Raw genomic sequence first — 12,183 nt, forward strand, 5'->3', positions numbered from 1 at the left:
TGTTAAAACCACTCAACCCTATAATCACAACAACCGCCGTGACCGGCAGAATGAGAGAATCTATGAAACAAAATCTGGTATTTATCATGACAGACCAGCAGCGTGCCGATACCTTGGGAATGATATCCGGCGGCAGGGAAGTGACGCCCAGCCTGAACCGTCTCTCTGACGAGAGCACCGTATTCCGGCAGGCCTATAACGCCTGCCCTCTGTGCGTCCCCGCCAGAACCGCCCTCGCCACTGGCATCAATCCCATCAAAAATGGCATGATGCTCAACGATTTACCCGGAAAATACGCAAAAAATCACCAAACCATCCATCAAATGCTTTACAACGCAGGATACGAAGTCGCCCACATCGGAGTGAACCATATCAGCGTTAAACCGCCCCTGAAGGATTCCATTCCCTTCGCCGCCTGGGAGGATGACCACACTTATGCCGCCTATGCAGAAGCGAAAGGTCTGGATATCAAACGGAAAGACACGGATTCCGTTGTAATCGACGAACTGGCGGACGGAACATACGAAAAGCACCGCTATTCCAACGCCCGCACCTCAATCTGGCCCTATGACTTGAAAGACTTCAAGGACGTATGGTTTGCGGATAAAGCGGTCAGTTACTTAAAACAGCCCCACGCCAAACCTTTCGCCCTGTTTTTATACATGTGGGCCCCTCATCCGCCTTTAATTGTGCCAAAGGAATACTGGGATTTGTTTGATGAAGACCAAATCCAGCTTCCTCCGGGCACCGGCGAACCCTCCTGCGGCGAACCGCTAAACCGCAGAAAAGGCGCGGCCGCGCAGCTTGGCAGTTATCCGCCGGAACACGGCTGGAAAGAGGGCTGGCACGCCCATCTCTCCCTATCCTCGTTATGCGACGCTCAAATCGGGCGGATCAGAGACACCCTAAAACAGCAGGGCTTATCTGAAAATACCGTGATGGTATTCACAACTGATCACGGCGAACACATGGGCCAGCACAGCATGTATCAGAAAATGGAACTGTACGAATCCGCGGTCCGCGTGCCTGCCATCTTCCACGTTCCAGGTACAAAAAGCCGCCTTTTTTCAACTCCCGTGTCCCATCTGGACTTCGTGCCCACCCTGGGCGGCCTGCTGGGGTTTGAAACATCCAATGATCTGGACGGCCATTCGTTAAAGGAAAGCATAATAAATGGAACGGAACCGGAGGAACGCCCAATATTCAGCGTATACTGCGGAAACCACCAGTTCGGGGATATGCGCCGCATGATCGTAAAGGACGGGTACAAATATATCTATGATAATGTATCCGAAGAATTGTACGATTTAAATGCCGACCCCCACGAAAGAACCAACCTCTGCCTGGACGAACGATACAAAGAAACCTCCGGCCGTCTCTATCAGGAGCTGAAGGAATGGGCCCAAAAGCAAAACGACCCATTTTTCCGGGAAATGAAAGGGAAAAAGAAAAACCTCCTGTTCGTCTTTGCCGATCAGTGGCGCAGGGACGCGGTGGGATTCGCGGGTAAGGACCCGGTAAAAACTCCGAATATGGACGCATTTGCCAGAAATTCCGTATACTGCACTGATGCAGTCAGCACCTTCCCCCTCTGCTCCCCTCACCGGGCCAGCCTTTTGACAGGCAGACATCCGCTGAACACCGGAGTATTTACCAACTGTAAAACCGACCTGTCCATGGGCTTAAAGGAGGAAGAAATCTGTATCGGCGATGTGCTGAAAGCAAACGGCTACCATACCGGATACATCGGCAAATGGCACCTGGACGAACCGGACCAGAATAAATCGCCCCACCCGGAATCAGGCGCAGTGAACTGGGACGCCTATACTCCGCCAGGACCAAAACGTCACGGTTTTGACTTCTGGTATTCTTACGGGGCCTGCGACCAGCATCTGTCCCCCCACTACTGGAAGGACACTCCGGAGCAGATCAAGGTAAATACCTGGTCACCCGAGCATGAGGCAGATATTGCCATCGACTATTTAAAGAACCAGACCGGAAATGAACCCTTTGCCTTGTTCATTTCCTGGAATCCGCCTCACAGCCCCTATGAACTGGTTCCCAAACGTTACCTGGATTTATATCAGGAAGAAGACATCCCTTTAAAGGAAAATGTAGACCTGGCCAACATCCATCATCACACCTACGAACCGGCCTGTTATACAAAAGAAGAGCTGATTCAGATCACCAAAGAATATTACGCAGCGGTTTCCGGCCTGGACGATCAGTTCGGACGCCTGATCGAAACGTTAAAGGAACAGGGAATCTACGATGACACCCTGATTGTACTGTCCGCGGATCACGGCGATATGATGGGCTCCCATGGCCTGATGGCAAAACACGTGTGGTTTGAAGAATCCATCGGCATCCCGCTGATCGCAGGAGGGGCCGGTTTATCCCCCGCCGTCTGCCATACCCTGATCGGAAGTCCGGATTTTATGCCCACACTCCTGGGCCTGATGGATCTTCCCATTCCAAAAACGGTTGAAGGCACGGACTGTTCGGCAGACATCAAAGGCATTCCGGCTCATCCGGATAAAGTCTGTTTTTTGGCGGCATGTCCGGGCCGGGACGTATTCCTCAAAGCATTCCGGGAGGCCGGTAAAAATCCATTGGATTTTGGCTGGCGGGGAATCCGCACCTCACGCTATGTCTATATCGCGGAAGCAGGATACGACACCACGCCCCACATGAAACGGCTGCTCTATGACCTGAAAGAAGACCCCTTGGAAATGAATCCGGCCCTCATTGCATCTCCTTCCAGCCATCCCATAGCGGGATCTCTGGAAAAAATGCTTATTTCCTGGCTCAAAGAACAGAATGACGGTTTCCTCACTCATATGGAATCCGCTGAGAATCAAGAATAGATAGGAAGATAGGAAAATATGAAATCATACGAAAACGTTAATGCGGTAATTACAGAAGCTAAACTATATTTGTATCAGATAAACGCAACGAAAAAGTTCAGTTTCGGCACCTGGACCAGCAGACAGCATGTATTTATAGCAGTAAAAGCCGGAAATGAAACCGGCTGCGGGGAAAACATCATCTCCGTCAACCGGCCGGATGTCTCTCTTGAAACCTGGAGCCGCTGGCTTCAGGAACTGGTTGGAAAGCCGGTCGGAGAGGCCATCACTTACCTGAGAGATCACAGAGACGCATGGGAAGACCGGATGACAGAGATGACAGAAATGTCCCTGATCGATCTTTGGGGAAAATTAACCAAAGAAAACGCCCTGGACTTACTGGAACTTCCAGGCAGAGAGCCGGTATACGGGGTCTATGTTATCCTCAGCGATGACCTGGATTTTGTGGATGAGAAAGTCCGCTACGCAATTTCCTGTGGAAAAGCCAGATATATTAAGGTAAAACTTTTTGGCAGGGAGGAATTGGACTGCCAGGTGATTAAAACTGTGAGAAAACACCTGTCCCGCCGGGAAACTTATCTGATCGGCGACGTAAACTGCGGCTACCGGCCGGAGGGTACAAAAAAAGAACTGGATGAAATCATTACGAGCATGGAACGCTTATACGAAGCCGGTCTGGACGCCTGTGAAGATCCCGCGTTCTTAACCCGGGACGAATGGGTGAAACTCCAAAGCAGCGTCCATCCCCTGTCCCTGATTCCCGACTATCCCATGAGGCCGTCGCGGAAAGCCCGGGAAACCATAGTGAGCGGAATGGGCGATATCTACAACATCCACCCGGGCTGCTCCGCTTCCATCATAGACGCCGTGGCCCTTGCAGAGAAAATTAAAGCTCTGGGTTCCATCCTCTTCATCGGAGACGACAGCCTGGTGGGGCCTGGCTGCACCATATGGCAGCAATTGGCCGTCGGCCTTTCCGCTGGATGGGTAGAAGCGACGGAAAAAGAAGCAGAATCGGACTTTTACTACGACTCCATTTTAAAAATCCCTACAAACAGCCAGAAAAACCCTATCGGGCCCGACAGAAGCGGCTATGGATTTGGTATTTATCTGGACGAACAGAAGCTTGAGGCGGCAGCGGACCGCGTGGCAGTGATAGACTGAGGAACCGCGTGGCTCTATCGTTCGATAGTTACATGAATGACGTGGGGAATAACAGTGAGGAGTTTCACTGTTATTCCTCACTGCCATTCCCCATTTCAATCTGCACAATAGAACGTTTCGGCACTGCCAAAGTTTCAGAATCCCCCGCAATAGTCTCCTCGATAAACTTATATCCATGTAAAATCTCAGTCCCCCTCAGCACCTCTCTCTTTTCAGCGCCGGAGACAGCAATCCCCTCAAATTTAACTTCCATATCAGAATCATAATCAGTATTAATCAGCGTTATCACTGTCTTATCTTCATTTTCCGATACCAGGCAGTGCAGGCTGCTGTCGGTGGTTTCAGAAACCAGGAGCCGGTTTCCCCGGTGCGCCTTCATCAGTTTAAATACCTGGCCATTTGCCGTTAACTCCGCATGGCCTGGATAGACATTGACCGCGCCTTCATTAACCGGCTGAAAATACATGGCCATCATCATTTTATAAGCGTCCTGCTTCCGGCAGAACATTTCCAGCATAAGGGCTGTGTACAAGCCCTCCAGCACACAGGGATCGTGATACCAGGTAAAATAAAGGTTCCACTCATCAAATGCAATTTTGACCTTTTTCATCTCCTCAGTTCCTGAATCCATCTTCTCCCGCAAATGCTTCAGATCGCCGGCACAATGCTGCGGCGCCTGCAAAACCGCTTTCCAGCACTCCCTCAGGCCGGATTCAGTGATAAAATCCATTCCGCTTTCAAAAAGCCGGGGAAGATAATAGTGGTATGAAATATAATCGATCACAGGGGCCAGGCGGGGCAGGCTTTCCTTTACCCATAGGCCGGAATCATGCTCCGGCGAATAGGCCCCCGAAGCGAATAGTATAATTGTGTCATCTGCTTCCTTCATTTTTTCCGCGCACAGCAGCGCCTTTTCACTATATTCCTTTGGCGTATTGGGGCCTTCCATGTGTCCCAGGCCGAATTCATTTCCCAAAGACCAGAATTTCACATTGTACGGTTCCCGATTTCCTCTTTCACAGCGTTTTTGGCCCCAAACGGTCTCTTCACTTCCATTGCAGTATTCCACAAATTCCCCGCTCTCTTTTGGGCTGTCCCAGGCCAGATTGATCGTTATATAGGGCTGGGCGCCTATCTCCCGGCAGAGGGCTATAAAATCATCGACACCCATTTCATGGAAATCAAACCCGCCTGTATGCGGATGAGTTTCAACTGACCGGTAGGACAACAGAGCCCCCCTTTCATCTACATCGAGAAGGCCGTCTTTCCACCTGTATTCTCCGGCAAAATTGCCGCCGGGCCACCGGAGTACGGTCACTCCCATTTCTTTTAGCAGTTCCACAACATCCCGCCTCATACCGTGAAAATTGTCCTCCGGAAGCATTGATACAACTCCTGCCTTAACCTCGCCTTTGGAAGAAAAGACCAGTTCCAGACGGGCATTCGCGTCACTTTCCTCTGCTTTGAAACAAAAACCGGTTTTTTCCCATCTTCCCTGCTCCGGCAATACCTCATGGTAAGCATAGACTGTTTCTCTGCTGCCGCTGATTATTCTGATGCGGCAGGGGAACCGGTTTTCACCTCTGCATTTAATCACTGCACTAACTTTATAATATTTCCCCTTTTCCAGATAAATGCCGTCCTGCCCAATTCCCGCTTCCATGCCTTCAAAAGGATTCTGTATTATCAGGGAATTGCATTCATTTCTTCGGACGCCGGAATCATTTACATGGCGGACATAGGAGTCCATTCTGTCCAGCGTCATATAGACTTCCTTTCGGCCAATCCTGTACCACTGATCCGCCACACCGGTACGGCACGCCGGTTTTCCCGCGAATTTTCTGTTCCTGATCATCTGGGCGCTCAGCCCATGATACATGCAGCTTCTGGTATGTTCCAGATTATGCGCAAAAAGATTTGGCTGGATGACCGTTTCCCCTGCACGGCCAATTTTCACTGTTACGCTATTCTTCATTATTTTTCCTCCATTCAGCTCTTCACCGCTCCCAGCGCCATTCCTTCAATCACATTCTTGCTCAATAGGAAATAAATCACCAATGTAGGCAGAATTGCCATGGTAATTGCCGCGTAGGTTGACCCCCATTCCACAAGGCCATTTTCTCCCGCAAAATCTTTCAGGGCCACAGGCAGGGTTTTCATCGCCTTGCTGGTCATAAATGTATTCGCATAGGTAAATTCATTCCATACATAAATAAATTTAAATGTAACAATTGTTATTGTTGTATTTTTTACCATAGGAACCACGATCCTGAAAAAGATCTGGAGAGGCCCGGCGCCGTCAATATTAGCCGCCTCCAGCAGCGAATCCGATATAAATCCCATAAAACCGGTGTACATATAAATTCCGAGAGGAAGCCCAAAGCCAACCTGTGGCAGTATGAGCGCAAGGTATGTATTCCTGAGCCCCAAAATATTGTATACACGGAACATGGGAATCAAACATACAAAGGTAGGAATCATCATCCCCATTAAAAAGAAAGACAGCAGTTTTTTTCCATATTTAAAACGCAGTTTCGAGATCGCATACGCGGCCGGACAGTCCAGGCTGATTTCCATCAGCAATGTGCTGACGGCCACAATAATGCTGTTAACATAAGCCCTCGGTATGTTGGAATTTTTCAGCGCATTCCTGTAATGGCCGAAATAAAATCCCGACGGAAGAGTATAGGACGCGCTGTTTACCAGCTCTTCCTCTGTTTTGAGGCTTGAAGCCATTACCCAAATCACCGGATAGATCTGGATAACAGCAAAAGAAATAAGAATAATATAGAAAAAAACTGCCACCGGCCTGAATTTCTTTCCCTTCACATTCTCCCCCCTATTCTCCGCCGCCTGCGGCCACAGCTTTTCTGAGCAAGGATACCGCCAACAGACACTCCATCAAAAGGAATACCGCAATCGCGCTGCTGTAACCGTATTTCATCGATGAAAATGCGCTTTTATACATGTAGGTCGCCACCATTTCGCTGGATGTTCCAGGCCCTCCGTTGGTGAGAACATATGGCATTTCAAAAGATTTCAACGTTCCGTTAATCAGCATAACCAGCACCAATCCGCAAATATCTTTAATCATCGGTATTTTAATGTATCTGTATTGGTTAAAAAATCCGCAGCCGTCAATCATCGCCGCATCCAGCACATCCTGAGAGACCGATAGAAACGCAGAATAAAAAATGACCATATAAATCCCGCAGTATTTATATCCGTCCACCATCGCCAGAGTAACCAGAGAGGTTTTGGGACTTCCCAAAAATGATCTCGGCTGGAATCCCAGCTTACCGATCACAATATTAAAAACCCCCATCGGTTCCAGCGCCAGTAACTTGATAAAAATCTGGCTCAACGCTACCGTCGCTATAATGCACGGTATGAAATAGATTACTTTCAACAGATTTCTGCCCCTGCTCACGCTGCTCAGAATGACGGCCAGCGCCATGCCCACGGTAAACTGGTAACATGTGCTGATGCACGTAAATTTCAGATTATTTATAACCGCTTTACGGAATGTCTGATCTCCCACAAGCTTTTGCAGATTCCCGCTTCCTGCAAACTTCATAGGGGCAATTCCATCCCATTGGAAAAAGCTCAGGCATATGGTCCAAACTACGGGAATCAGCACAACAAACAGATATACCGCTAAGGCCGGCATTGAGAACAGCCATGGAGTAAAACGATTTTTAACCCGCATTGTTCACTCTCCTTCTGTCATCTATCAATCTTTTAATCAATTCCCTGCATTTTCTTTCACCGCTTTATCAATCCGGTCAGCCCATTCTTCCGGAGTGATTTCCCCTATGGCCAGATTGACGGTTTCCGCTTTCAACACCTCATTACTGGCCGCATCCATCCGCACGTCCCAGCAATAAGCATAATTCTGAGGGCCTACTTTGCTGAAATTATCCAGAAGTTCCTTGTAACAGTCTGAAATGTCCGTGGTATTTTCCGGTTTGATGCCGCTGATATAATTATTTTCATAAAAGGCCGTATCGCCGAAATTTTCCACAAAAAACTTGACAAAATCCTTCATTTCCACACTCATGGAATCCGCAAGCATGGCAATGCCTTTTCCTGAGTTCGCAAAATAATCCGTGCCTGCTGTCACATTGTAACCATCCAGTGTGGGCATGGTAAAATATGCGATATCTTCTTTCCATTCCTGATTCTCATCTGTCACATAATCCAGGGCGGAAGACGTGGGGTTATACCACATGGCCGCGCCGCCGCTTAAAAAATAGTCCCTGGCCGTAGACGCGTCATTTCCCGCCCATCCATCCACAAAATACTGGGAAATCTGCTGGACAAATTCACCGGCTTTGATCCCCGCCTCAGAATGAAATGACGTCTGCCCCGTTCTGGCAGAATCTATAAACTCATTTTTTGTCATGCGGTACGGCACCATTGCCGCAAATCTCAGCAGATACCAAGGATCGCTTTGGGCTGATAATGGTGTAATCCCCGCCTCCTTTAATTTGTCACAAACTTCAAAGAATTCATTAAATGTCTTCGGCGGCTCCACTCCGGCCTTTTCAAACAGAGATGGATGATAGAAAAAATATTCCGTATTGGCTCCGGTTGCCATCAGATATAAAGATCCGTCGTCATATTTGGGATACTCATAAGTAATATCCATGAAATAATCACGGATTCCCAATTCCTCAATCAGCCCCCCGATATCATACAGCATCCCCATATCTCTCAGCCCCTCGGTAAATGTATCGGGATCACCAAAAAACCAGTCCGGTGCTTCGTTGCTGCTGATAAGAATTTTTAGTTTCTGATAATAAGCCTCACTGTCTGAAATGTATTCGGGATGATACACGAATTCGGGATGCGTTTCCTGATACTTGGCCACAACTCCTGCTATGGTCTTTGCCAATGCATGGTTTTCTGCGTAAGGCATCATAAAATGAAGCGTCCACTCATCTTGTGCCTGTTGGGTTTCTGTTCCTGCCTGGGTTTCACGAGCTGCAGAAGCGCTTTCTCCGGCGCTCTCACTTGGCGCCTGTGTCTGCCCGCCATTCCCCGCACATCCTGCCGCCGCGGTTATTACACTTACCGATGTCAATAAAATAGTTAATAAACGTCTCTTGTTCATAAGCAGCCTCCCTTTCATTTTTTCTGTTACATATATTTTAATATCAGATGGCTTAGATAGATACAGCTCATATTTTAGAATTCATTCATGATTCTTTCGATCTGTCTGTTTTTTTAATCTAAAAAAAGTGTAAACCGGCTTATTATTTTTGTTCAGCCTGTTTACACTTTTAAAGTCCTAATATTTTATTTCCCTCATCACTGCCCTGTACTGTTCTTTGCCCCAGGGCGGGATGCGTATAACAACTTCTGTGCCTTCCCCCTTCTTACTTTTTATGGATATGCCATAGTTTTCTCCATAAAAGAGGCGTATGCGTTCCTTCACATTATTGATCCCGTAACCATTTTCAATTTGGCGGCAGTCCTCCGCTCCAACTCCATTATCTTTTACAGATATGTATAAGGCTCCGTCAAGCCAGCATGAAACTTCCACCTTTCCCTCTCCGATCTTAGGTTCCAGACCGTGGTACACCGCATTTTCCACAAATGGCTGAATCAAAAATTTCAGTATATAATAGTCCTCAGCCTGGTCTCTCACTGAAAAAACCGTCTCAAACCGGTCCTTATATCTCATATTTTGAATCTGCATGTATTTTTTTACATATTCAAGTTCTTCTTTAAGAGGCAGAAAGCGCTTCCCCCTAATCAATGATAATTTGAACATATCCGATAGAGCGGAAACCATTTCCGCCACATCATCCGCATTGTCAATGATCGCCATACAATACAGGGAATCCAGCGTGTTATATAAAAAATGGGGATTGATCTGTGACTGTAAGAGAAGGAGCTGGGCATCCCGCTCCCTGATCCTGGCTTCGTTCAATTTTGTGTTCAGGGAAAGATTGTAGTTCACCGTTTCCTTCAGAAGATTTCCTATGGCCCCTATTTCACCCTCATCAAAAACCGTTTCTATCCCACAGTTTTCCTCTTTCATCCGGTTAATTGCTACCTGGAGTTTTTTCAGCGGCCCGTTAATCTTACGGCTTACCACAAATGAAAGCACAATATTAATCACACAGATTGAGATAACCAAAACTGAAATAACCATTTTAATGTACAAATTATCCCGGTTTAGAATGCCATAAGGAATTGCATTGGTGATTTCCCAGCCCGTAATTCCATTTGTACAGGTCATATATAAATCATTCTCAGACGGTTCTTCGCCGCGGAAATAAACGGCGCCGTCTTTCAGCTTGCTGTCATTGATCACAATTGAGTATGCCTTCTGCCCCATATCCCAGTCTTCCATTAAATCGGTGATCACCTTTTTATTCACAGCAACCACAAGAACTCCCACCGGTTCAAATGTCCTGGTACTTTTCAGCAGTTTGACAAATGAAATGTCCTGCTTATTGGATTCATTCAGAACATCACATCCCCAGAAAACTTCTTTGCCGTTTCCCTGGACTGCGGACCGGTACCAGTCCTCTTCGCCAGTTACCGGTACTTCATAATATTTTTGGTAATCCGTGCTGTTTTTCGTGTTTTGAAATGCCATCTGGCAATGACCGTTGAGGTCAAACACTGCGATTTCTGAAAAAGCGTGATCCTTCGAAATGGTTTTTGAAAGCACCGGAAGAATGCTGACTGCCCGCACACTGTCGAATCGGGTCCCGGAAGCGCTGCCTCCGCCATTTTCCAACAAAACCAGAAATTCATCCTTTAAAATCTGTTCCCGGACAATTTCCACAAAATTGCCCATTTTTAAATCCAGCATTTTGCTGTAGGCTGTCATGTTGCTTTTGTTAAACTCCCCGTACATCTTATAATTCCGGTCTGCCGATACCCTGTAGATAAAAAACGCTAAAAATATGGTCGTTAAAAACGTCAATATGATCATAGATATTAAAATCTGGCTCTTGATCTTATTCAGCGACAATTTCCTGACGATCCCTTTCCACTCCACACGATTACCCCCTCTTTGAATTGCGGAACTCCCCAGGCGTCTTTCCCGTTTCTTTCTTAAAAATCTCGCAGAAATAAGGATAGTTCTGATAGCCGACCATCCGGCAGACCTCCGTATTCTTATAATTCTCAGCCAGAAGTCCCTTGGCCTTCTCGATTCTGATCTGGGTCAAGTATTTAATGAAGCTCATTCCCACCTCTTCTTTAAACAGAACGCTCAAATAGGCCGGATTCATATGGATGAAATCCGATAACTCCGTAAGGCCGATATCCCTGTTGTAATTTTCATGGATATACTCTAAGAGCTGCCGGATTCCCTTATGCATGGCCTTGTACCCATCTCCGCTCATTTTCCGCACTATATCCTTCATGATTACCTGCACATAGGTATCTACATCCTGGTGGCAGGCAAGAATTTCCATATTGCTAAGAGACGGCAGATGAGGCGTCATTCTCTTACCGGAGACATTTTCCTCATAAAATACTGTGGATGCCACACAGACAAACCGGAATAACTCCTTCTTGCAGTCTGCCAGATCATCCCTGCTTTTCATTCTTATCAGCTCTTCCACGCAATCCATTAAATTCGCCCACTCATTATCTCTGATCTTTTTCAAAATAGTTTTACTAATCGTTTCAAACCGCTCTCCGGTTCCCGTACCGGCTTCTGCCTTATTAATTTTTTCCATCTTATTAATTTTTTCCATTAAAACAGCCAGTTTTGGAATGGTAACCGGTTTTTCCACATATTCAACCACTCCCAGGGACAGAGCCTTTTTTGCATATTCATATTCCCGGAAACCACTCATGACCACAAAAATGGTGTCCGGAAGCAGCGGCTTCACAGCCTCAATTAACGACAGCCCATCCATGCCGGGAATGCGGATATCACATAGCACGATATCCGGCCTTTCTCTCAGCAGAAGATCAAAACCGGATATCCCGTCGTTTGCCGAATCAACAACCTGGTACCCGCCGCTGATGCGTTTCAGCATTGCCTTAATTCCATTGATGACTATCTTCTCATCTTCAATAATTATAATCCTCTTCATGCCGCTTTCTCCCCCTTCCTACCGCTGAAAAACCGGCGTGGGCTGTTTTTTTATCTGGTAACAGCCTGCGCCGGTTTTTT

General features: G+C 47.1%; 8 protein-coding genes. 2 read left to right on the top strand and 6 right to left on the bottom strand.

Annotated features, from left to right (window positions below):
• Window positions 1-62: 62 nt before the first annotated feature.
• Both GPL15_RS06355 and GPL15_RS06360 read left to right on the top strand, forming a co-directional pair.
• A complete protein-coding gene (locus tag GPL15_RS06355) occupies window positions 63-2,867 on the top strand; it encodes a sulfatase-like hydrolase/transferase (RefSeq protein WP_215697132.1) in 2,805 nt (934 codons plus the stop codon).
• An 18-nt stretch (window positions 2,868-2,885) separates the two neighbouring features.
• Complete coding sequence (locus tag GPL15_RS06360) at window positions 2,886-4,031, top strand: hypothetical protein (RefSeq protein WP_215697134.1); 1,146 nt, start codon at window positions 2,886-2,888, stop codon at window positions 4,029-4,031.
• A 70-nt stretch (window positions 4,032-4,101) separates the two neighbouring features.
• Here the strand turns inward: GPL15_RS06360 and GPL15_RS06365 are convergent, their stop codons facing one another.
• The 6 genes from GPL15_RS06365 to GPL15_RS06390 form a co-directional block, all read right to left on the bottom strand.
• Entirely contained in the window at window positions 4,102-6,006 is a 1,905-nt protein-coding gene (locus tag GPL15_RS06365) for a hypothetical protein (protein ID WP_215697136.1), read from the bottom strand.
• A 14-nt stretch (window positions 6,007-6,020) separates the two neighbouring features.
• Window positions 6,021-6,860 carry a carbohydrate ABC transporter permease gene (locus GPL15_RS06370; RefSeq protein ID WP_346344907.1) on the bottom strand — a complete coding sequence of 280 codons (840 nt, stop codon included), beginning with the start codon at window positions 6,858-6,860 and terminating at the stop codon, window positions 6,021-6,023.
• 10 nt (window positions 6,861-6,870) lie between these two features.
• A complete protein-coding gene (locus GPL15_RS06375; protein ID WP_215697138.1) occupies window positions 6,871-7,740 on the bottom strand; it encodes a sugar ABC transporter permease in 870 nt (289 codons plus the stop codon).
• Window positions 7,741-7,776: 36 nt separating this feature from the next.
• A complete protein-coding gene (locus tag GPL15_RS06380) occupies window positions 7,777-9,147 on the bottom strand; it encodes an ABC transporter substrate-binding protein (protein ID WP_215697140.1) in 1,371 nt (456 codons plus the stop codon).
• 177 nt (window positions 9,148-9,324) lie between these two features.
• The gene (locus tag GPL15_RS27930; RefSeq protein WP_215697142.1) at window positions 9,325-11,052 is read right to left on the bottom strand and encodes a histidine kinase; all 1,728 of its coding nucleotides are present in this window, start codon (window positions 11,050-11,052) and stop codon (window positions 9,325-9,327) included.
• Between the two features lie 4 nt (window positions 11,053-11,056).
• Window positions 11,057-12,103 (bottom strand): response regulator, encoded by a 1,047-nt coding sequence (locus GPL15_RS06390; RefSeq protein WP_215697144.1) that lies wholly within the window; start codon window positions 12,101-12,103, stop codon window positions 11,057-11,059.
• Window positions 12,104-12,183: the final 80 nt, after the last annotated feature.

Origin of the sequence: Clostridium sp. MCC353 (assembly GCF_018785315.1) — a bacterium.
In the GTDB taxonomy this organism is placed as follows: Bacteria; Bacillota; Clostridia; order Lachnospirales; family Lachnospiraceae; genus CHH4-2.

What these genes read in the sequence shown, in the direction of transcription:
- GPL15_RS06355 (WP_215697132.1), top strand. Translation starts at nt 63, where the DNA reads ATGAAACAAAATCTGGTATTTATCATGACAGACCAGCAGCGTGCCGAT.
- GPL15_RS06360 (WP_215697134.1), top strand. Translation starts at nt 2,886, where the DNA reads ATGAAATCATACGAAAACGTTAATGCGGTAATTACAGAAGCTAAACTA.
- GPL15_RS06365 (WP_215697136.1), bottom strand. Translation starts at nt 6,006, where the DNA reads ATGAAGAATAGCGTAACAGTGAAAATTGGCCGTGCAGGGGAAACGGTC.
- GPL15_RS06375 (WP_215697138.1), bottom strand. Translation starts at nt 7,740, where the DNA reads ATGCGGGTTAAAAATCGTTTTACTCCATGGCTGTTCTCAATGCCGGCC.
- GPL15_RS06380 (WP_215697140.1), bottom strand. Translation starts at nt 9,147, where the DNA reads ATGAACAAGAGACGTTTATTAACTATTTTATTGACATCGGTAAGTGTA.
- GPL15_RS06390 (WP_215697144.1), bottom strand. Translation starts at nt 12,103, where the DNA reads ATGAAGAGGATTATAATTATTGAAGATGAGAAGATAGTCATCAATGGA.